The sequence below is a fragment of the Archaeoglobus fulgidus DSM 4304 genome (genome assembly GCF_000008665.1).
Taxonomy (GTDB): domain Archaea; phylum Halobacteriota; class Archaeoglobi; order Archaeoglobales; family Archaeoglobaceae; genus Archaeoglobus; species Archaeoglobus fulgidus.
Genome location: NC_000917.1, coordinates 972321 through 991148, shown reverse-complemented (window position 1 = coordinate 991148; position 18828 = coordinate 972321). Strand labels below are relative to the sequence as shown.

The 18828-nt window shown below is 45.8% G+C and carries 37 protein-coding genes, 1 tRNA gene and 2 pseudogenes; 34 read left to right on the top strand and 6 right to left on the bottom strand.

The genetic code is table 11. The features are described 5' to 3' along the window. Positions 1 to 22: 22 nt before the first annotated feature. Genes AF_RS05575 through cdhA form a run of 4 tightly spaced genes read right to left on the bottom strand, consistent with a single transcriptional unit; the run spans position 23 to position 3825 of the window. The gene (locus AF_RS05575; RefSeq protein ID WP_010878599.1) at positions 23 to 571 is read right to left on the bottom strand and encodes a DUF429 domain-containing protein; all 549 of its coding nucleotides are present in this window, start codon (positions 569 to 571) and stop codon (positions 23 to 25) included. Positions 572 to 601: 30 nt separating this feature from the next. Continuing rightward, positions 602 to 841 (bottom strand): cytochrome c biogenesis protein ResB, encoded by a 240-nt coding sequence (locus AF_RS05570; RefSeq protein WP_231487648.1) that lies wholly within the window; start codon positions 839 to 841, stop codon positions 602 to 604. A gap of 24 nt (positions 842 to 865) precedes the next feature. After that, the gene (gene cdhB, locus AF_RS05565) at positions 866 to 1411 is read right to left on the bottom strand and encodes a CO dehydrogenase/acetyl-CoA synthase complex subunit epsilon (protein WP_048064674.1); all 546 of its coding nucleotides are present in this window, start codon (positions 1409 to 1411) and stop codon (positions 866 to 868) included. A gap of 5 nt (positions 1412 to 1416) precedes the next feature. After that, positions 1417 to 3825 (bottom strand): CO dehydrogenase/acetyl-CoA synthase complex subunit alpha, encoded by a 2409-nt coding sequence (gene cdhA / locus AF_RS05560; protein ID WP_010878596.1) that lies wholly within the window; start codon positions 3823 to 3825, stop codon positions 1417 to 1419. Between the two features lie 122 nt (positions 3826 to 3947). Here cdhA and AF_RS05555 point away from each other — a divergent pair, with 122 nt between their 5' ends. The 32 genes and pseudogenes from AF_RS05555 to AF_RS13880 all read left to right on the top strand — a co-directional run bounded on the left by AF_RS05555 (position 3948) and on the right by AF_RS13880 (position 15081). Next, a complete protein-coding gene (locus AF_RS05555) occupies positions 3948 to 4766 on the top strand; it encodes a fumarate hydratase (RefSeq protein WP_010878595.1) in 819 nt (272 codons plus the stop codon). A 5-nt stretch (positions 4767 to 4771) separates the two neighbouring features. Next, complete coding sequence (locus AF_RS05550) at positions 4772 to 5308, top strand: FumA C-terminus/TtdB family hydratase beta subunit (protein ID WP_048064673.1); 537 nt, start codon at positions 4772 to 4774, stop codon at positions 5306 to 5308. 31 nt (positions 5309 to 5339) lie between these two features. Further along, positions 5340 to 5411 (top strand) — tRNA-Arg (locus tag AF_RS05545). Positions 5412 to 5448: 37 nt separating this feature from the next. Next, complete coding sequence (locus AF_RS05540; protein WP_010878593.1) at positions 5449 to 6795, top strand: mannose-1-phosphate guanylyltransferase/mannose-6-phosphate isomerase; 1347 nt, start codon at positions 5449 to 5451, stop codon at positions 6793 to 6795. Positions 6796 to 6928: 133 nt separating this feature from the next. Next, complete coding sequence (locus AF_RS13290) at positions 6929 to 7354, top strand: type IV pilin (RefSeq protein WP_010878592.1); 426 nt, start codon at positions 6929 to 6931, stop codon at positions 7352 to 7354. Between the two features lie 512 nt (positions 7355 to 7866). Beyond that, entirely contained in the window at positions 7867 to 8055 is a 189-nt protein-coding gene (locus tag AF_RS05530; RefSeq protein WP_010878591.1) for an antitoxin family protein, read from the top strand. A 303-nt stretch (positions 8056 to 8358) separates the two neighbouring features. Continuing rightward, positions 8359 to 8577: a hypothetical protein gene (locus AF_RS05525; protein ID WP_010878590.1), complete on the top strand. Its 219-nt coding sequence runs from the start codon at positions 8359 to 8361 to the stop codon at positions 8575 to 8577. Beyond that, complete coding sequence (locus AF_RS05520) at positions 8574 to 8831, top strand: type II toxin-antitoxin system mRNA interferase toxin, RelE/StbE family (protein ID WP_010878589.1); 258 nt, start codon at positions 8574 to 8576, stop codon at positions 8829 to 8831. The genes AF_RS05525 and AF_RS05520 overlap by 4 nt, the downstream gene beginning before the upstream one ends. A 58-nt stretch (positions 8832 to 8889) precedes the next feature. Beyond that, positions 8890 to 9075 carry an antitoxin family protein gene (locus AF_RS05515; RefSeq protein ID WP_010878588.1) on the top strand — a complete coding sequence of 62 codons (186 nt, stop codon included), beginning with the start codon at positions 8890 to 8892 and terminating at the stop codon, positions 9073 to 9075. Then, positions 9059 to 9478, top strand: a complete 420-nt coding sequence (locus AF_RS12670; protein ID WP_010878587.1) for a type II toxin-antitoxin system VapC family toxin — start codon at positions 9059 to 9061, stop codon at positions 9476 to 9478. Before AF_RS05515 ends, AF_RS12670 begins: the two co-directional genes overlap by 17 nt. Positions 9479 to 9521: 43 nt before the next feature. Continuing rightward, positions 9522 to 9701 carry an antitoxin family protein gene (locus AF_RS05505; protein WP_010878586.1) on the top strand — a complete coding sequence of 60 codons (180 nt, stop codon included), beginning with the start codon at positions 9522 to 9524 and terminating at the stop codon, positions 9699 to 9701. Further along, a complete protein-coding gene (locus AF_RS05500) occupies positions 9698 to 10123 on the top strand; it encodes a type II toxin-antitoxin system VapC family toxin (RefSeq protein WP_010878585.1) in 426 nt (141 codons plus the stop codon). Before AF_RS05505 ends, AF_RS05500 begins: the two co-directional genes overlap by 4 nt. A gap of 151 nt (positions 10124 to 10274) precedes the next feature. Next, positions 10275 to 10472 carry a hypothetical protein gene (locus AF_RS05495; protein ID WP_010878584.1) on the top strand — a complete coding sequence of 66 codons (198 nt, stop codon included), beginning with the start codon at positions 10275 to 10277 and terminating at the stop codon, positions 10470 to 10472. Between the two features lie 71 nt (positions 10473 to 10543). Next, positions 10544 to 10732, top strand: coding sequence for a type II toxin-antitoxin system RelE family toxin (locus AF_RS12870; RefSeq protein ID WP_143274401.1), 189 nt, complete (start codon positions 10544 to 10546; stop codon positions 10730 to 10732). An 80-nt stretch (positions 10733 to 10812) separates the two neighbouring features. Beyond that, positions 10813 to 10995, top strand: a complete 183-nt coding sequence (locus tag AF_RS05490; protein ID WP_048064330.1) for an antitoxin family protein — start codon at positions 10813 to 10815, stop codon at positions 10993 to 10995. Then, positions 10992 to 11201, top strand: a complete 210-nt coding sequence (locus AF_RS13460) for a type II toxin-antitoxin system VapC family toxin (protein WP_244372820.1) — start codon at positions 10992 to 10994, stop codon at positions 11199 to 11201. The genes AF_RS05490 and AF_RS13460 overlap by 4 nt, the downstream gene beginning before the upstream one ends. A 12-nt stretch (positions 11202 to 11213) precedes the next feature. Beyond that, complete coding sequence (locus AF_RS13455) at positions 11214 to 11426, top strand: PIN domain-containing protein (protein WP_287794972.1); 213 nt, start codon at positions 11214 to 11216, stop codon at positions 11424 to 11426. A 92-nt stretch (positions 11427 to 11518) separates the two neighbouring features. Next, positions 11519 to 11710: an antitoxin family protein gene (locus AF_RS05480; protein ID WP_010878581.1), complete on the top strand. Its 192-nt coding sequence runs from the start codon at positions 11519 to 11521 to the stop codon at positions 11708 to 11710. Next, a complete protein-coding gene (locus AF_RS05475) occupies positions 11694 to 11912 on the top strand; it encodes a PIN domain-containing protein (protein WP_048064329.1) in 219 nt (72 codons plus the stop codon). The genes AF_RS05480 and AF_RS05475 overlap by 17 nt, the downstream gene beginning before the upstream one ends. 89 nt (positions 11913 to 12001) lie before the next feature. Further along, on the top strand, positions 12002 to 12157 hold the full coding sequence (locus tag AF_RS13705; RefSeq protein ID WP_081423299.1) for a PIN domain-containing protein: 156 nt from the start codon (positions 12002 to 12004) through the stop codon (positions 12155 to 12157). A 110-nt stretch (positions 12158 to 12267) separates the two neighbouring features. Beyond that, a complete protein-coding gene (locus AF_RS13205) occupies positions 12268 to 12441 on the top strand; it encodes a hypothetical protein (protein ID WP_010878580.1) in 174 nt (57 codons plus the stop codon). After that, entirely contained in the window at positions 12434 to 12694 is a 261-nt protein-coding gene (locus tag AF_RS05470) for a type II toxin-antitoxin system RelE family toxin (RefSeq protein ID WP_010878579.1), read from the top strand. The genes AF_RS13205 and AF_RS05470 overlap by 8 nt, the downstream gene beginning before the upstream one ends. 20 nt (positions 12695 to 12714) lie before the next feature. Then, positions 12715 to 12795 (top strand): annotated as a pseudogene (locus AF_RS05465) (antitoxin family protein); the annotation flags it as partial. Between the two features lie 2 nt (positions 12796 to 12797). Next, complete coding sequence (locus tag AF_RS13285) at positions 12798 to 12935, top strand: hypothetical protein (RefSeq protein WP_010878577.1); 138 nt, start codon at positions 12798 to 12800, stop codon at positions 12933 to 12935. Continuing rightward, positions 12919 to 13311, top strand: coding sequence for a PIN domain-containing protein (locus AF_RS12660; protein WP_010878576.1), 393 nt, complete (start codon positions 12919 to 12921; stop codon positions 13309 to 13311). The genes AF_RS13285 and AF_RS12660 overlap by 17 nt, the downstream gene beginning before the upstream one ends. Positions 13312 to 13450: 139 nt before the next feature. Next, entirely contained in the window at positions 13451 to 13639 is a 189-nt protein-coding gene (locus AF_RS05455; RefSeq protein ID WP_010878575.1) for a hypothetical protein, read from the top strand. Continuing rightward, complete coding sequence (locus tag AF_RS05450; RefSeq protein WP_010878574.1) at positions 13624 to 13902, top strand: type II toxin-antitoxin system RelE family toxin; 279 nt, start codon at positions 13624 to 13626, stop codon at positions 13900 to 13902. Before AF_RS05455 ends, AF_RS05450 begins: the two co-directional genes overlap by 16 nt. Positions 13903 to 13995: 93 nt before the next feature. Then, positions 13996 to 14190: an antitoxin family protein gene (locus AF_RS05445; RefSeq protein WP_010878573.1), complete on the top strand. Its 195-nt coding sequence runs from the start codon at positions 13996 to 13998 to the stop codon at positions 14188 to 14190. Continuing rightward, the gene (locus tag AF_RS13700; RefSeq protein ID WP_143274400.1) at positions 14168 to 14341 is read left to right on the top strand and encodes a PIN domain-containing protein; all 174 of its coding nucleotides are present in this window, start codon (positions 14168 to 14170) and stop codon (positions 14339 to 14341) included. Before AF_RS05445 ends, AF_RS13700 begins: the two co-directional genes overlap by 23 nt. Beyond that, complete coding sequence (locus AF_RS13695; protein WP_081423259.1) at positions 14338 to 14595, top strand: PIN domain-containing protein; 258 nt, start codon at positions 14338 to 14340, stop codon at positions 14593 to 14595. Before AF_RS13700 ends, AF_RS13695 begins: the two co-directional genes overlap by 4 nt. Before the next feature lie 152 nt (positions 14596 to 14747). Continuing rightward, complete coding sequence (locus tag AF_RS05435) at positions 14748 to 14957, top strand: type II toxin-antitoxin system HicB family antitoxin (protein ID WP_010878572.1); 210 nt, start codon at positions 14748 to 14750, stop codon at positions 14955 to 14957. Beyond that, complete coding sequence (locus tag AF_RS13880; protein WP_081423258.1) at positions 14911 to 15081, top strand: type II toxin-antitoxin system HicA family toxin; 171 nt, start codon at positions 14911 to 14913, stop codon at positions 15079 to 15081. Before AF_RS05435 ends, AF_RS13880 begins: the two co-directional genes overlap by 47 nt. Before the next feature lie 160 nt (positions 15082 to 15241). Here the strand turns inward: AF_RS13880 and AF_RS05430 are convergent. Continuing rightward, a pseudogene (locus tag AF_RS05430) lies at positions 15242 to 15469 on the bottom strand (IS481 family transposase); the annotation flags it as partial. A 146-nt stretch (positions 15470 to 15615) separates the two neighbouring features. Between AF_RS05430 and AF_RS05425 the strand changes: the two are divergent. Then, complete coding sequence (locus AF_RS05425) at positions 15616 to 16857, top strand: phenylacetate--CoA ligase family protein (RefSeq protein ID WP_010878570.1); 1242 nt, start codon at positions 15616 to 15618, stop codon at positions 16855 to 16857. Between the two features lie 90 nt (positions 16858 to 16947). Continuing rightward, positions 16948 to 18423, top strand: coding sequence for a sodium/proline symporter (locus tag AF_RS05420; RefSeq protein ID WP_010878569.1), 1476 nt, complete (start codon positions 16948 to 16950; stop codon positions 18421 to 18423). Here AF_RS05420 and AF_RS05415 read toward each other — a convergent pair. After that, positions 18383 to 18820 (bottom strand): DUF371 domain-containing protein, encoded by a 438-nt coding sequence (locus AF_RS05415; protein WP_010878568.1) that lies wholly within the window; start codon positions 18818 to 18820, stop codon positions 18383 to 18385. The genes AF_RS05420 and AF_RS05415 overlap by 41 nt on opposite strands. Positions 18821 to 18828 lie beyond the last annotated feature (8 nt).

The following is an 18828-nucleotide window of genomic DNA, read 5'->3' as shown; positions in this document are numbered from 1 at the left end:
TCTGGCAGTTCTGATTTAAAGTTTATGGATTCAGGCTAAGCTGCACTCTGCCCTTTGGCACCACAATGGAGCCGTCAATCCCCTCCAGCTTCACTCCCATGCCCTCGGAGAACAGCTTTACTGTCAGCGCAGCTATTACCGCATCAACCTCATCATGCGAAAGCTCTGGAATCTCCACCCATCTCGAAAGCTCTGCCCTTATCTCCTCAAGCCCGCTTTTTGTATGCTTCTTCGCCTTCGGAGCGATGTTAAGAATCACCCTCGTTGCGTAGGGGTAAACCTCGTAAACCTCCACGCCCTTACTCCTCAGCTCTTCCGCAATCTCCATTCCTCTAAGCGCAATCCCCCTGAAAAAGGGTGCTCCTGAGGGGAAAAGCCTGATTCCCATTTTCAAAAGCAGCCTCTCGCACTCCCTCAGCGAGCCTTTTGCTGGGAAGCTGAGAGGCGCATCTATTCCAGTAACCCTAACATTATCCAGATCAAGCTCAGTGTAATCCCCAACAAACTCAAGCCTGTCAGAAATCAAAGCTGCATGGCACTTCTTGAGCCCGACATCTATTCCACAGTACACATTAATATTTTGTGTTGTATTTTAAATTTTTTACTCCTTTCCCTCAGCTATCCTCTTAAGCAAATCCATTTTCTCCAGCGTGAGTTTTTCCAGCTCCCTCGCCGCATTAAGCACGTCATTCAAACCCAATTTCTCAAAATCCTCCGCCCAGTCGGGATGCGAGTAAATGAAATCCTGAAGGTAGTAAATCATGTTCCTGATATCGCCAAAGGCATCGTTCAGCACGCCGAGCATCAGCATTGCCTTTGCCTTCTCATCCATAACCGACATAGGCTTTCATAAAATAAAAAAGAATTAAAGGTTGTCGAGAACCTCCTGAAGCATGCTGTAGTAGAGCTCTCTGTCCTTCGTTAGATTGGTAAAGCTGAACTTTGCGTGCGGCTGGTAGAACTCGTCTATGGCTATGGTTGTAATCTTGGAGAAGTGCTTCAGCGATGACAGCATCCTTGAGAGGTAGTACGGGAGGAAGCCGAGGAAAATTACTGTGTCATAGTTTCCATTGCCATCAAAGCCCTGAAACTCCTCATCCTGCAGGAACTGGGTTATCTGGTGGAGAGTGTAGGTCTTGGAGACGGGTTTTATACCTCTCTCAATCAAAGGTTTGCTTGAGCCTGCCGTTGCTGCTATCGGAATCCCTTTTTCAGCGAACTTCACTGCAAACTCCACCAGCTTCTCATCCTTCAGCAGCTGTCCGCCTGTTACAAGCAGAGGCCTCTTTGCCCTCTTAATCATGTTGGCAACAACCTTTGGCTTTACCGCAGTCGCTTCCCTGCTCACCTGTATGTCGGCAATGTCAAAGCGCTTTGCTGTCGGAAACTTCTCCTCCTTAGCTACCGCCATTTCCATCACCTCGGTGCCTTCTCTCCAGCATACTTCTCATACACCTCTTCAACTATCGTTGGGTTGAATCCAGCATCAAAGTGCCTTACTGGCCCCTCGACAATCTTCTTCTTGTCCCAGTCAATCTTCCAGCCATACTGCTCCTCAAGAACCTTCAGCAGCTGGTCTCTCATCTTCAACGGCAAATCAGCCTCGCTTCTCACATACACCGCCCAGTCGTCGGGCAAATCGCCGTAGTACTTCTGGTGAAGCTCGATGTAATGGGTGAGCTTAATCTGCCTGCCCTGATTGGTGTCGTTGGGCCTTATGCATAGCCTTGCCAGCTGGACAATTGCCTCCTCCTTGGTTTCAACGGCAACCAGCAGCGAGTCTGGAGCTGGCTCGATGAAGACCTTCTGCCTGCTCTTTATGTCGTAAACCCACCACTTGTCCTTCTTCCACGGCTTTCCGATGTAAGCCCTCCTGTATTTCGTGCCGTGAGGACCTACGACAACAGGCACACCAAGCCTGTTGAAGCCCGTTGCAATTGATGCAGCCTTATGGCTGTAGGGACCCCATGAAAATCCGACGGCACCAACCCTGTTCAGCACGTAGTCGGCAATTTCTGCATAGTTACCTCTCAGTGGCCTCATGGCGAAGATGTTGGCAATCTTTATTGCAGCCCCCGCAATGTGGGAGTTGGCAACACAGCTTCCCGTGTTTACAAGCCCTCCTGCATCAAAGTTGCCCGGATACTTCTCGTAGAGTGTCTTTCCTTCCTCGTCCTTTATCATTCCAATGTCCATCGCGTGGCAGCCTGAAGTGACGACGATGTAGCGCCTCTTCAGGAACTCCTCAAGAATCTCCCTGATTGACTTCATCTCGTCCGGGAAGTTTATACATCCAACAGCAGCGATAACTCCCGGAATCTGGCCGAATACGATTGGCTGCCCGACCTTCCTGATTTCCGTGTCCTGAATAGGCCCTCTTCCAACCCTCGTCTTGCCCGTCTTGTTGTATAGCCTGTCGTAGTTTGCCCTCATGATGACGTTTATGATTTTGATGTTCTTTGGACAAGCCTGCTCGCACTTCATGCACGCAAGGCACTGCTCCTCAAGCTGTGCGAGCTTGCTCAAATCTCCCGTTTTCTGCGCGTGAGCCATTCCCTGATCAACTCTAAGGCTGTGCGGGCAGGTGAAGACACAGTTCATGCACTGAGTGCACTTGTTAATCTCCTCCATCAGAGCTTCATCACTCTCGAAGAACTTGTACTTCCTCTCTCCGCCGTGCTTCTTGAATATTGCCTCAGCAACAAGCGGTGCAACCTGCCCCACTTTCTCAGGAATGGGCAGGAAAACTCCGGGCAGCTTTCCGCTGACGAGGGCATCAACAATCTTCTCAACGGGCCAGTCGCTCACATCCGGCAATCCGCGAGCGGCAGCATCGCTCGTTGCTATGAGCGGTATGCCCATCTTCTTGCATGCTTCGAGCAAATCAGCCCTGATACACTGCTCGTCGCTGATCATGACGTCAGGAATTCCTGCCCTTATAACTCTCAGCTGGTAGCTGATGGGCCCGAAAATCTTTGCCTTGGCGTTGTATCTCGTCATGTCGTGGGCTGTGCAGCAAAGCCCCGCAAGCTCGAAGTCGTCAATTCTGCCCATTTCCTCCAAGTAGTCGGCAACAGGTCTTGCGTACATGACGTTGTGCCCTACAACTACAATCGTTGGCTTGGATTTGTCGACGATGCCAAATCCAGTATCAACGAGCGGCGTATCTGGCTCAGCCTTGGGGAAGTTGTAAGCCACAATCTGAGCAATGTCTGCAACCTCCATTCCTACGTGGTCTGCCATGCTGACGTGCATCGCCTTGCTCTCGTAGTCGAGCAGGCTTTCCTCATTTCCTATGTGGGTTGAGTGGAGAACCTTCACAATCTCCTTTTCGGCCCAGTTCAGAGCCTCTCTTAAATCTCCCAGCGTTTTCGGTTTGATTCCCACGACTGTTCTTATGATTGGGGCCTCAACGTTCACATCCCCTCCCAGATCAATGGGGAAGTCCTCTCCAAACTCCTCAATGAGGTGGTCAACCAGATGCCTCGCATGGGCTGTGTGGGCTGAGGCACCAATGCAGCATGCAATAGTCACAAGTCTTGCCTTTGCAGTTTTCAGATCTATGCCGCAGGCTCCCCTCTTGTTCATTGACAAATCGCATGGCCCCATTGTGCAGAGGTTGCAGAAGTCCTGCATCGGGGCGTAGAAGGGTTCATAGCGCTCAAGCAGCTTGTGATCCCACTTCCTCAGCTCAAGAATTCCGGGCTTTGGTGTAGGGCCAGCCTCCTCCCATACTTCTTCCTCTTCCTCAACAACTTTGCCTATGCGGATGCTGACGTTTTTCATTTCATCTACAAAAAGTGCTCCTTTTTTCAATTCAAACATTTCACTCACCACCAACTAACCAACAATTAAAACATAATTACGACTTATACCTTATAAACCTTTGCGGCTATGGTGCTCCGGTAAAAACCGCTACTATTTTAAGGGCTGTGCGGAGTAACTTCATGGAATATAATGATGTGGTTGAGGCAGTTATTTCCGCTTTGAAGAAGGCACACACCGAGCTGCCGGAGGATGTCGTGACGGCAATAAAGAAAGCGTACGATTCTGAGGAGAATGATATTGCTAAAAGGAATTTGGAGGCCATACTTAAGAATATTGAGGCTGCAAAAAAGCTGGGAGTTCCGATGTGTCAGGATACTGGAATTCCTGTGTTCTTTGTTGAGGTTGGGAGGGAGCTATGCCTCGACTTTGACCTGAAGGAGGCGATTGTAGAGGGAGTTAGGAAAGCAACGGCGGAAATACCTCTGAGGCCCAACGCAGTTCATCCGATAACGAGGGAGAACAGCGGAGACAACACTGGCTTGGGAATTCCGCAGATAAACGTCGAGCTGGTTAAGGGAGATGAGCTGAGAATGGTCGTGATGCCGAAAGGGGCAGGGAGTGAGAACGTCTCAGCCCTTAAAATGATGCTCCCCACTCAGGTTGACAAGATTAAGGACTTTGTTGTCGAAACTGTCAAAAACGCTGGAGGAAAGCCCTGTCCCCCCATCTTCGTTGGTGTTGGTGTGGGCTCGACCTTTGATGGGGCAGCAAAGCTCGCTAAAAAGGCTTTGCTGAGAAACGTTCTGGAGATGAACGACTTCGAGCTTGAGCTGCTTGAGGCGGTGAATGAGCTTGGAATCGGTGCAATGGGGCTTGGAGGTAAATATACTGCTCTGGCCGTGCTGGTTGAGTTTGGCCACTGCCACACTGCCTCGCTGCCGGTTGCCGTGAACATCCAGTGCTGGGCGAACAGAAGGGCTGAGGTCGTGCTGAGGTGATGGTTATGGAGTATGAGCTCAGAACACCTCTCGTTAAGGACCAGATTCTGAAGCTGAAGGTTGGTGATGTTGTTTACATCACTGGAGAGATTTTCACCGCCAGAGATGAGGCACATGCAAGGGCTTTGGAGTGGATGGAGGAGGGGAAAGAGCTGCCCTTCAGCTTTGACAAAGGAGTGGTTTACCACTGCGGGCCGCTGGTTAAGAAAAATGATGAGTGGAGGGTTGTGTCGGCAGGGCCGACAACCTCAGCCAGAATGAACCCCTTCACGCCGAAAATTCTTGAAAAAGTAGAGTGCATGGGCATAATCGGCAAGGGAGGGATGAGCGAGGAGGTTGTTGAGGCGATGAGGGGCAAGGCTGCTTACTTCGCCTTCACGGGCGGGGCAGGGGCTTTGGCGGCGATGAGCATCAAAAAAGTCAAGGGTGTCGTGTGGGAGGACCTGGGAATGCCGGAAGCGGTCTGGCTGCTTGAGGTGGAGCGCTTCGGGCCGTGCATTGTGGCAATTGACGCTCACGGGAACAGCCTTTACAGGAGGTAACCTTTTTTAATTTGTTACCAACCTTTTTTCTGCCCCCGTGGGGTAGGGGACATCCTGGTGGCCTTCGGAGCCACAGACCCGGGTTCGATTCCCGGCGGGGGCGTCAGAAAGTATTTTATTAATTTCACTGATTTCAGGATATGAAAACTCTGATACTCGCAGGCGGAAAGGGGACGAGGCTCTGGCCTTTAAGCAGGGAGCTCATGCCGAAGCAGTTCATCAAGCTCTTCTCGGAGTCACTATTCCAGAAAACCGTAAAGAGGGCTCTTTATCTGTCCTCCCCCGACGAAATCTACGTGATTACAAACAAGGAGTACCGCTTCAGAGTTCTCGACGACTTAGAGGAGATCGGAATTTCAATTCCGGAGGAGAACATCATTCTGGAGCCGGAAGCGAAGAACACCTTGCCCGCAATCTGTCTTGGCGTCAAGGCGGCTGGAGAGGGGAAGTTTGCCGTCTTACCATCCGACCATCTTATTAAAGCGGATGAGGAGTACCTGAATGCCTTCAGGTCTGCAGAGAAGCTTTCTGAAAACTACATCGTGACCTTCGGGATAACCCCAACCCGCCCTCACACGGGCTACGGCTACATCAAGCCGGGAAAAGAGCTGGAGGGCGGTTTCGAGGTTGAGCAGTTCAAGGAGAAGCCTTCCAGGGAGCTGGCCGAGGAGTACGTCTCCAAGGGATACCTATGGAACAGCGGCATGTTCGTCTTTGACTCCAAAGTATTCGTTGAAGAGTTGAAGGAGCTCGCCCCCGAGTTCGCAAAGGTGCTTGAGGAGGGTGAAGAAGCTTACAAGCAAATTCCAGAAGCCTCATTCGACTACGCCATACTCGAGAAGTCGGGAAGGGTTGCAGTGGTTCCAATCAAAACCTTCTGGAGCGACCTCGGCAACTTCGATTCGATTTATGAGGTCATGGAGAAGGATGAGAGGGGGAACGCTATCAAGAGCGAGAGTTGCATTCCGGTCGACTCGGAGAACAACCTCGTTATTACGCAGCGCCTCACAGCCCTGATAGGCCTGAGGGATTTGATTGTCATCGACACCGACGACGCTCTGCTAGTTGCGAGAAGGGGGGAGGCTGAGAAGGTCAGGGAGGTTTACAGGCTGCTCGCCGAGAAGGGGGACAAGGCCGTTGAGGTTCACAGAACGGCCCACAGGCCCTGGGGAAGCTACACGGTCCTTGAGGAGAACAAGAGCTACAAGATAAAAAGGATAACGGTAAAGCCGAAGAAAAGGCTGAGCCTCCAGCGCCACTACCACAGGAGCGAGCACTGGGTGGTGGTTAAGGGCACAGCCAGAATTGTAGTTGATGGAAATGAAATTCTTCTGAGGAGCGGGGAGAGCACCTTCGTTCCCGCAGGAGCGATTCACAGAATCGAGAATCCCGGAAAAATCCCCCTCGAAATCATAGAGATACAGATCGGGGAGTATCTGGAAGAGGACGACATAGAGCGATTCGAGGACGACTTCGGGAGGAGATAGCTCACACTGTGTGACCATCATAACCGGTGAAAATTTTTCACTCTTTTACCTGCCAAATCGAAAGGGTTATATACCAGTTATGGTAATAATGATAATGCTAATGGGGTTTAACCCCGGTTAGGGAGGTGGTTAGATGGTAAGGAGAAAGATGGATGAGAAAGGTGTGTCGCCAGTGATTGGCGTGATACTGATGGTGGCCATCACCGTCATACTGGCGGCAGTGATTGCGAGCTTTGTGTTTGGGATGTCGAATGTGGCACCTGCAGCTCCGCCAAGCGCTCAATTACAAGTAAGAACTGGTAGTAGTGCTGATACAGTGGAACTAAAACACATGGGTGGAGATCCAATAAATTGTACAAGTATTAAAGTACTGGTGAATGGAAAAGAAGAATCAAATGCTCTAGGCAGCAGTGGAGGTTGCAGCGATAATTTACTTAAGGTCGGCGAGACCGAGACAATTACACTATCAGGATACGGTGGTCAATACGTAGAACTTACGTTAGTTGATATCCAAACTAACAAACCAATATTAATGACCCACGTTACTGTAGGAGGTTAATTAGTCGGTTAAATCTAATATTTATTAACAATTTTTATTTTTAGCAATGAAAGAATTTCTTCGGATGGTCTGATGTTCGTATTCTAAACCAAGGAATCTAAACCAAGGCGCTTTATCGATGATGTATTTTTTCCCGCAGCATTTCAGGACTTCTTTGGCGATTTCAGTGTAAAATGATCCTGTTCGCTTTGAGGACATCTTTGAGAACAGTATCGTCAATCAGCTTTCAGTGGGAACGGGTTTTCTTTCTTTGCCATTCGTGAATGGCATCGTAGAGACAGGATGAATTCAAAATGAAATTCAGAAAGGCCGTTCTCCTCGTCGAAGAAGTTTGGATGAAGCTGCTATTCCAATACCTTTAATCTCAGTACTTTGCCCATGATCTCTAACTTTCTCGATTCTATCAGACTTCATGCTGTAGCTGGGATTTATTGATTATTGATTCTTCTTGACGAGTTGAGGAGCAACTCTATCAGCGAAACCCTTTTCTTCTTCCAAGACAAATCACAAACATGCCAAAAATCATCGAGGCAATTTACGAGAACGGAGTCTTCAAGCCTTTGCAGAAGGTGGATTTGAAGGAGGGGGAGAGGATTAAGCTAAGAATAGAAGAAGGAATATTGGATGTGATAAAAAAATATCAAGGAAAGTTTAAACTTACAGAAAAGGACATCGAGAAATTCTTGGAAGAGAGAAGATGATTGTCGTAGATACGTCAGTCTGGCTCGATTTATTCTTAGACAACGAAAACAGGCGAAGACGAGCCTGCAGTAGTGGGTTGGAGTAGCGAACGCAGATTCGAATTGAAGCAGTCCAGACAAAATACCGACCAACGAAACCCTTTTCTTCTTCCGAGAAAGAGTTTGTGGAGTTTGATAGGTTTTTGCAGATATCTCCTCTGACATCTCCGCCTTTTTCATCTTTGATATCTAAGGCTGGGTGAAATCTACATGCATAATCAAGGAGTCTAAAACCTTATATTTACGATTCAACAAAATTAGATTGTGAAGGTGTTGCTGGATATAATTGAGGATATTGAAAACTTTATCAGACAGCTTGAAAAAAGAAGGGGAGAGCTGGAAGAACTTAAAGATGAGATTCTGATTTTTTCTGACGCTGAATTTATAGATAGCATACAGAGAGGACTTTCAGATCTTGAGCAGGGTAGAAGTAAAGTTTGCAGCAATTTGGAGGAAGTCAAAAAACTCTTTGAGGATATATGAACTACAAAGCACAGTTTTCTGAAGAATTCCTGAAAATAGCCAAAAAGTTAAAGGAAAAAGACCCAGAGCTTCTAAAAAGGCTTCAATCAAAAGTTGAAGAGATTATCAAACAACCTGAACACTATAAACCTTTAAGGGGGCAGATGAAAGGATTGAGAAGGGCACACGTTGGGAAATTCGTAATTATCTTCAAAGTGGAAGAGGATACGGTTAAATTCGTGACCTTCAAACACCACAACCACGCTTACAAATGACTGAGAATAAGCTCAATGTTTCCGAAACCCTTTTCTTCTTCCAAGACAAATCATTAACATGCCAAAAATCATCGAAGCCATCTACGAGAATGGCGTCTTCAAACCCTTGCAGAAGGTGGATTTAAAGGAGGGGGAGAGAGTGAGGGTTGTTGTGAGTGAAGTCGTAGCAAAAACGAGAGGGTTGCTGAAAGGTTGCGAAATGGAAGAGATAATCGAGGAGATCGAAAGTGAGGGTTTTCTTTGACTCAAACGTTTTCCTGCACCACTTAGCCGACACGAAAGATGAAGCTACAGAACTTCTTGAAAGGGTTGAGGACGGCACCTTTGAGGGAATCGTAAATGACATAGTCGTATCTGAAGTAATCTACGGTTATCTCCGTGCAACCTCCGGTTTAAAACCTTACGAGCTGAGGAAGAAAATTTTAACAATAGATATGGATCTCAAACCGGTGGAGGAGCTTTTTGGCCTCTTCGAGCTGCTTCCTTGCAACTTTGGTGTCGGTTTGACGAAGTTTATTAAAAAATACAAACTTCTGCCTAACGACGCCCTAATCGCCGCCACATGCAAACATTACGGCATCAACAAGATAGCCACTTTCGACGAGGATTTCAGGAGGGTTGAGTTTCTGGAGGTTGTTGAACTCTAACTTCCAACGAAACCCTTTTCTTCTTCCAAGAAAAATTACAGACATGCCAAAAATCATCGAAGCTGTTTACGAAAACGGAGTCTTCAAGCCTTTGCAGAAAGTTGATCTGAGAGAGGGGGAGAAAGTGAAAATTATAGCCGGAAATCTTGTTGAAAGACTTAGAAAATACAGAGTGAAAGTGGATTCGGACATAGTTGCAGAATTCATTTCGGAGAGGAGATGATGAGATATACAGTTGATACATCAATTTTCGCCGATTTTATTTTTGAATTCGATGAGAACAGAACAAGTGCGGCAGAAAAGGTTTTAAGCGAAATTAAAGGGAGAATTTTAAATCCTAAGGTCTTTAAAGTTGAGATGACCTGCATTCTTTCAAGAAGATTCCATTCTGAGATTGTTGAGAAAATAATTTCTGAAATTTTAGAGGATGTTGCACTGATTGAGAATCCTGACGAAATTGCATTCGAAGTTGCCCTAAAAACTGGAAGCAGAGCAATCGACGCTTACTTCATCGCCACAGCAAAGCTCACAAACTCAATTTTGATAACCAACGACCGAATTATGGCTGAGAATGCCAAAAAAGCGGGTATTGAAGCTTACTATTTGCTGGAAGAGTTTGAAGAGGTTAAGAGAAGGTTGCAATAAGGTCAGAGTGGGACGCAGATTCGAAGTGAAGCAAACAAAACACCCAACAATGAGACCCCCCTTTCTTCTTTTCATCATTCACAAGTTTAACGAAACCTCGTGTAATACTGTACACAAAATTATATATTGACCTCGCCAGAAAAGAAGAAATATGAACGAAATAACACCTCTCTTCGATGAGGAGGTAATAAAAGTTTTAGTTCAAACAAGAAATTTACTGGAAGAGATTCTAGAAACACTTGACATTATGGCGGATAAGGAGCTGATGGAGGCTATTTTCAAGTCGGAGAATGAGATAAGGCAAGGAAAAACCAGAAACTTCAAGGAGATTCTGAAAGAGCTGCCATGAGCTTTTAAATTGTAGCAACTCAAAAATTCGAGAAACTCTTTAAGAGGCTTCCGAAGCACGTACAGGAAAAATTGGTAGAAAAGATACTCGAACTCGCAGAAGAGCCCTTCAGAGGAAAACCTCTTCACGGGGAAGCTGAAAGGCAAATACTCGTTAGTTGTGGGAAATTACAGGGTTGTTTACATGGTGGAGGAAATACTGTCTACCTGCTTGCAGTCGGTCACAGAAAGAAAATCTACGAGAGATTGGAGAGAGGCTAGTCTTAGTTAATTCTATAATCCAAAAATTGCAAACCTAATCCATACGAAACCCTTTTCTTCTTTCAGTGCAAATCATCAACATGCCAAAAATCATCGAAGCTGTTTACGAAAACGGAGTCTTCAAGCCTTTGCAGAAGGTGGATTTGAAGGAGGGGGAGAAAATAAGGCTTCGCATAGAGGAGGGAATCGCAGACGTTATAAAGGAATTCAGCAGAAAAGTAGACCAAGACGTTTTGGAGGAATTCCTAAGGGAGAGAAGATGATTGTCATTGACACCTCTGTGTTTATTGATGCTCTGTTCAGATTTAACGAAAAAAGGTCAAATATGGCAAATGAGATTTTCGAGATTGCTCAGCATCGTCAAATTGCAGTTGTGGAGCCGGAAATATTCAGAATGGAGATAATCGGACAACTTGTCAGAAGAACTCCAAAGTCGGAAGCCATCACATTGTATGAAGGTATAGTGTAAAAAGTTAAGCTAATAGACTTTGCAGTCTTAAACGAAGTTGCATTTTCTGTTTGCTTGGAAACCGGCTGCAGAGCAATCGACGCTTACTTCATCGCAACTGCAAAGCTCGCAAACTCAACTTTAATAACCAACGACCGCATTATGGCTGAGAATGCCAGAAAGGCTGGGATTGAAGCCTACTATTTGCTGGAAGAGTTTGAGAAGGTTAAGAAAAGATTGCAGTAGCGGATCAGCCAGAGTAGTGAGCCATACTTAGAGAAGTCCAGATAAAATCTCAACAGCGCAACCATTTTCTATTCCCCAAGCCTGTTATTAACATGCCCAAGATAATCGAGGCAATTTACGAGAACGGAGTCTTCAAGCCTTTGCAGAAGGTGGATTTGAAGGAAGGGGAGAAGATAAGAATATTACTGAAAAAAATCGATGTCGAGAAGTTTATAATGGCAAAATTACCTGAGGAGAAAATCAGAGAACTTGAAAGGAGATTTGAGGATGAGAATCTTTATTGATACCTCTGTTTTCATCAGGCACTACTACGGTTCGAATAAAGCCGTGAGAATATTAGATTACGCTCTAAACGAGGAGGAGGCGATAACAAGCCCGAACGTAATCGAGGAGACTTTCTTCAAACTTCTGTATATGGAGACCGAAAGAATATTCGGTAAAACCGGAAAATACGCCCTAAAGGACAAATTCAGAAAGGAAAAATAAAAGTACGGGACTGTTAGAGAGTACATGACCGAATTTATACTTGATAGCCTGAACTCGGAGATTATCGCTCTTCTGATTCATAACGAGATATCCTGGAGTCCTCAGTTGAGTTAGCCTTTGAATTTGGACTCCTACCCAACGACGCTTTAATAGCTGCAACCTGCAAGCATTTCGGTATCAAAAAGATAGCCACCTTCGATGAGGATTTCAGGAGGGTTGACTTTCTGGAGGTTGTTGAGCTATAATTGATTGCAACCTTCCAGCTATTTAGAGGGAGGATTAATTCGTTGTTGAACCTTAGACGAGATCGCTGATGAGACGAAAGACTTAAAATTTTTTATTCTGAAATTAAAACATGGACATTCAGGTAATAAAACAGGCAGTCCGAGAGGTTCTGAGGGAGGAACTGCCGAGCATCCTGAAAGAGGTCATTCTTAGCACAATTCCACCGGATGAACCGGAAGCTGATGAAAAGCAGTTTGTGGATGAGGAGATTAACGAGGACGATTACGTGAAATTCGATGAATGAAGTTCTTATCCACAAAAAATTTCTTGACGGCTTAGACAGCGGGAGGAGAAGTAAGGTTTTGGATGCAATCAGAATGTTGAAAGACTTCCCTATCATACGGGCAGATATCAAAAAGATAGGCCCCAAAACTTACAGGCTCAGGAAGGGAGAGATAAGAATAATTTTCGATTTCGATATCGGGACAAACAGAGTTTTTGTTAAGTTTGCCGCTTCAGAGGGCGTGTTTACAAAAACTGAGGAAAAATTTTTCTAATCTCAAAACCAACTATTTGCATGCCAAAAATCATCGAAGCTGTTTACGAAAATGGCGTCTTCAAGCCTTTGCAGAAGGTTGATCTGAGAGAGGGGGAGAGAGAGTGAGAATCAAAATAGAGGACAGAAAAACGAAAAGGCTTAACTTTCTCAACTCATGGAAGCCGCTAAGGCTGGAAGGAAGATTAGCCGCTGAAGATATAGAAAAACTGAGGCTGCTGAAGTATGAGAATCTTCCTTGATACGAACTTCATTGTAAACTTGATTTTTGAAACAGAGTTTACCGAGACTGCAAAGGCAATATTAGTGAAATATGCCGACTCCGATTTAATAACCTCCATCTCTGTAATTGAGGAAACTTTGTTTGTCTTGAAAAGGCTCACAAGAAAAACCAATCGAGAAATTGCTGAATTGGTGGCAAATTTATTGGACGGAGTGGAAATAGAAGTTTTGGAAAAGCTACCACTAAGCGTTTTTCTCGAAGTGTTTCGAGAATACGACCTTTTACCCAATGACGCCTTAATCGCCGCCACATGCAAACACTACGACATCAAAAAGATAGCCACCTTCGATGAGGATTTTAAGAGAGTGGACTTTCTGGAGGTTGTTAAGCTTTAAAGCTTTAGTTTTTGATGTCATGCTTCTCGCAATTCCGTTACAAATCTTGAAGCGCAAGTCAAGCAACCGTCACAAACATCCCAGAAATCATGGAAGCCAGCTTCGGTAAGTTTTTAAATTTTCAGAAATAAATGGATTCATGGAAGTCATTCAAATCTCAAAGGATGAGCTTGAAGAAATCATAGAGAGAAAATTCAAGGAAGTCCTGATTAAGGCTTTGATGGAAATTACTCCTTACGTTTCCGATGAAGAGCAAGAAGAAATCGATAAGATAGCTGGAAAGCCTGATGAATACGAAGGTGAATTTGAAGAATGGCATGGAAAGTGAGATACCACAAAAAAGCAATAAAGTTTCTTGAAAAGCTCGATGAAGGAAAGAGGAGCATTCTATTGAGCAAAATTCAAGAACTCGTGAACTCCTTGGAGAGTGGAGTTTTACCAATCCAGAGAATGGACATAAAAAGGTTGAAAGGAGTCTGGGATGGTTTCTTAAGACTGAGGGTTGGAGAGGTAAGAATAATTTTCAAGATAAACGTTGAGGACGAGACCATTTTCATCTACAGCATTCATTTCAGAGAAAAAGTTTATTGAACCATTATTTAAATTAATCAGCAAGGTATAAGGTTTGACTTTGCTTTTATCAACCAACGAAACCCTTTTCTTATCCCGAGAAAAATTACATACATGCCAAAAATCATCGAAGCCATCTACGAAAACGGAGTCTTCAAACCCCTGCAGAAGGTCGATTTAAAGGAGGGGGAGAGAGTGAGAATTAAGCTCGAAAAGGTGGAAGAAGTTGTTGATGAAGTCTTTGGGATTCTTAAGGGAAAGGATACGCTAAAAGCTTTGAGGGAGCTTGAGGAGTGGGGTTTTTGTTGACTCCTCTGTGTTTCTGAAGATTCTTGAGGGAGATGAGAAAGCTAAGAATAAGTTTATTGAGTTGTACAGAGAAGGGCTTTATCGAAATGTTGTGGTTTACAGTGAGGTTGTGTCCGTCTTTCTCAAGCTCGTTACCGAAAAGAGAAGTTGAGAAAAAACCCCGAATTTGTTAAAGAAGCAGTAAAATTTGATTTTGCCAAGATAAAGCGCCTTCTGGATTTAGCTCAAACCTTATCTATCGCTCCAGAAGTAGAGAAAATTTCCGCTGAAATTATGAACTCATATGGGCTCTTACCCAATGATGCGCTAATAGCAGCAACCTGCAAGCATTTCGGCATCAAAAAGATTGCCACCTTCGATGAAGACTTTAAGAGGGTTGAGTTTCTGGAGGTTGTTGGGATTTAGTTTTTTAAGCTGCCTCACAATTCCACAACTCAGCAATGCTAAATTATCTGCTTCCATCTAATCCAGCAAATCAAATTGTGATCAATATCGAATCATAGCAACATTTTTACAAAAATGAAACCTATTTAGCTTTCCACAACTTAAAATTGTTCATGAAATTCGCTATTGTGATAGAAAAAGACGAGGACGGTTACTATGTGGTGAAAGTCCCTTCTCTCCCGGGCTGCCACACTCAGGCTAAAAGCCTCGATGAGCTCATGGAAAGGGTGAAAGAGGCGATTGAACTCTACTTGGAAGTTAAGAAAAACGTAGAAGATGGAGAGTTCATCGGGGTGCAGGTTGTTGAAGTTAAAACCGGTTAAAGCTGAAAAAGTAATAAAGGCTTTAGCCAAACTCGGTTTTGAGATAGTTCGGCGAAAGGGGAGCCATGTAATTCTCAAGCATCCAGACGGTAGGATGACAGTCGTGTACTGTTCCTCAGTGTGAAGAGCTTGGAAGGGGCATACTCAGAGAAATCATAAATGATGTTGGAATGGACAAGAACGAATTTCTGGAGTTGCTGAAAAAGATATAAACATTAACTATTTGCCTCTTCGTTTTAGCATTTTTCCAATACTGTGGTATCCCAAATTATTTTTACATCCTTTCAATCTGGGGGAAGCTTGCACCAGAAAGCATTGCAGAGTTCATCCCACTCCAAACTTCTATGAGGCTTAATCTCGTTATGCCATCCAACAACTGCTTCAACTGAGCCAAACTTTTCACTTTCTCTCAACCTTACTCTCGCAAGAATGTGCTTAACCTTCTCTCTGCTTTTCGCAGCCACAAACTGAGTTCCGTGGTCGGTAAGAATCTCTTCAGGAATGCCATACTCAGCAATCTCTCTCAGAACCTTGAGTATGTCCTTGTTCCTTAGCTTCCTCACGTGCTTATCCCATATTTTGCGATAAATCCTACGAAAAAGGTATTAACCTAAATCAAGGGAAAGTTTTTTAAATCAACACTCCTGTCTTTTCTAACATGAAAGATGTCGCAAGGGATATATACCTCTCACGGGACAAGATTGATGAAATCAAGCGAAAAAGATTCAGAAGCACTTTAAAGTATGTTTACGATAACTCGCCATTTTACAGGAGGCTTTTCAAGGAGAGCGGTGTAGACATCGACTCTATAAAGGAGCCCGCTGACATAGCAAAGCTCCCCTTCACCACAAAGCAGAATCTCCGCGAGAGCTATCCGCTCAAAATGGCCTGCGTTGAAAAGGAGAAGATCGTCAGAATTCAGATGAGCGGAGGAACGACGGGCCAGCCTGTAATCATCCCCTACACCCGCCACGATGTGGAGCAGTGGAAGGAGATGCTTCTAAGGGACTTCTACCTTGCGGGAATAACCTCAAAGGACGTAATTCAGATTACGCCCGCCTTCGGACTGTGGAACGGTGGTTTTGGCTTCCACTTTGCCGCTGACGCAATAGATGCTTTCGTAATACCAATTGGCGCGGGAAACACGAGAAATCAGGTCAGATTCATGGTCGACTTCGGCACGACTGTGCTTTGTGCCACTGCAAGCTATCCTCTGAGAATTGCAGAGGTTGCTGAGGAGATGGGCTACGAGCCAGCAGAGCTGCCTGTCCAGAAGATGCTGCTTGGTGCTGAGCCATGGAGCGAGGAGATGAGGAGGCAGATTGAGAAAACTTTCAACTGCAAAGCCTTTGACATCCCCGGCCTGACGGAGATGGGGGGTGTTGGGACTGTTGGCTTTGAGTGTCCCAGCAGAAACGGCCTGCACATATGGGAGGACAACTACATCGTCGAAATAGTTGACCCGGAAACGGGTGAAGTTTTGGAGGATGGAGAGGAGGGCGAGATAGTTTACACGTCCCTCAACAGGGAGGCGATGCCCCTCATAAGGTATCGCAGCGGTGAGGTCTCTGCTGTAGTTTCGAGGGAGAAGTGTGAATGCGGCATTGAGCACATGACGATAAAGAGGATAAGAGGCAGAACGGACGACATGGTGATTTACAAGGGAGTTAAGTTCTACCCGAGCGACGTGGAGCAGATTCTCGCATCCTATGGAGTGAGGCACTACAGAATTGAGGTTGGTGAGGGGATAAGGGTGATTTTCGAGGGTGAAAACGGACTTGCGAGGAAGGTTATAAAGGACATAAAGGAGTTCCTGGGGTTCAGTCCGAGGATTGAGGTCGTGCAGCCCGGATCACTTGAGAGGTTTGAGGGTAAGGCAAAAAGGCTCTTCAGGGGGTGAAAAAATGGTTATTGCAACTGTTTATGCGGCCTCTATTGGCCTGATGGTGTTTGGATTTGCCGTGGCACTGTTCAAGGCGAGGAGGATGGCATGATTATTGAAGCTGTGCTGATTGGCTACCTTGCCGTAGTCCTTCTTATTGGGATTTACGAATACCGCAAAACGAGGGGATTGCTGGATTACTACCTTGCAGGTAAAAAGCTTGGAACGCTGGTCGTTAGCTTCTCCTTCTTCGCCACTTACTTCAGCACGGCCGCCTTTCTGGGAGGAGGGGGGACGGGTTTCCTGCTGGGCTTTCAGTGGTCCGCGTTCCTAACCTTTTTCCACGTTCTCTTCGCAATTCTTGCGTGGATGGTGATAGCCCCACCGATGAAGAGAATTGCTGATGAGTATGGGGCTCTAACGATTCCTGAGCTTTTCAGAAAAAGAGCAGGTGTTTTCAGCCAGATTGTGGCGGCGGTGGTTATCATATTTTTCTTTGAGCTCTACATGGTCTCGATTTACAAAGGTGCCGGAAATCTCCTGCAGGTGATGCTTTCAATGGATTACACCACCGGTTTGGTGATAACGGCTGTAATCGTGATGGTTTACACTGCGATCGGCGGATTCAGAGCTGTTGTGATGACCGACCTCATTCAGGGGGTAATCGTTCTAATTGGTGGCGTTGCTCTGTTCCTTACCTTAATTTACTCACTTGGAGGTTTCAGCTCCGCAATTGAGGCTCTGAGCAATGCAAAGATTTTCGGAGAGATGGTCGGAAAAGCCTTATTTGAAATCGGAAAAGTTGGCCCACCGCCAATAGTTAAGGCAGGGATGATTGTGCCCTTTGTCCTCAGCCTGACCTTCGCCATTAGCGTCGCCCAGCTCGCAAGTCCCCAGCTTGTTGTAAGGTTTGTGGCAGCGAGAGACAGCAGAGTAATCGCGAACGGGATGATTTTGACACCTCTGATTATTGGTATTTTTGCCATCTGCGTTTTCAGCATCGGCCCCTTCGGCTGGTTGGTTATACCAAAGTACACCGATGATGTCACTCAATTTCTCAAAGACGTCGATCTGGTGGTGCCCTTCATAGCGATGAAGCTGTTTCCAGCAGGCATCAACGCACTGCTCCTCACGGCGATAATTGCTGCCGCGATGTCCACGATAAACTCCTTGATCCACTTGGTTGCCACCGCGTTTGTCAGGGACTTGGTTCAGAATGTCAAAAAGATAGAGGAGAGAACCGCGTTAAACCTGACGAGGTTTGCGGTATTCATCTTCGCAACCATCCCTGTAATCTTTGCAATCAACCCCATGGGGGTTATTGTCGAGATTGTAGGTGTGAGCTTTTCCGTTATCACCTCAGCTTTCCTCGTTCCGCTGATTGCCTGCCTTTACAGCGAAAAGCCCAATTCAGCTGCAATCTCAGCCTCTATGGTTGCTGCTGTGCTTGCAAGCGTTCTATGGTACTTCTACTACTACAAGGTTTACTGGATTTACCCCGTTGTGCCCGGGCTGCTGGTCTCGATTGCGGTGTTTGCAGCCTTCAGTCTCGCATTTCCGCAGCCTTCAAAGGCCGAAGCGTGAAAACGAGCTCAGTATTTTTTTCCTTTAAGTATTCAACCATTTCTCTGCTTAAGTCTGCAGCAGCCTTGTTTGCCTTAACGAGAAGAGTTCTGGGGCATGTGTAGTTGCTTTTTCTCACAACAATGTCCTCCGGATGGCTGAGCGTAAGGCTGGCATCTCCCCTACCCACGACCTTTTCAGACAGCCCATAGTCAGGCAAAAGAAGCTCAACTTCGAAAAAATGGCCCTTTTTGAGGAGCTGCTTAAAACTTTCGGGAATGTCTGGAAGCCCCTTATCCGCACCAACGCCGATTATGCAGTCTCCTCTCGGCGTTAAGTGCTCACTTTTCGTTATCTCAAAGGTCGTTCTGTGAGTCGCCCTGATGTTTTTGTGACCATGTGCAAAAATTTTAAACATGAAAAAGA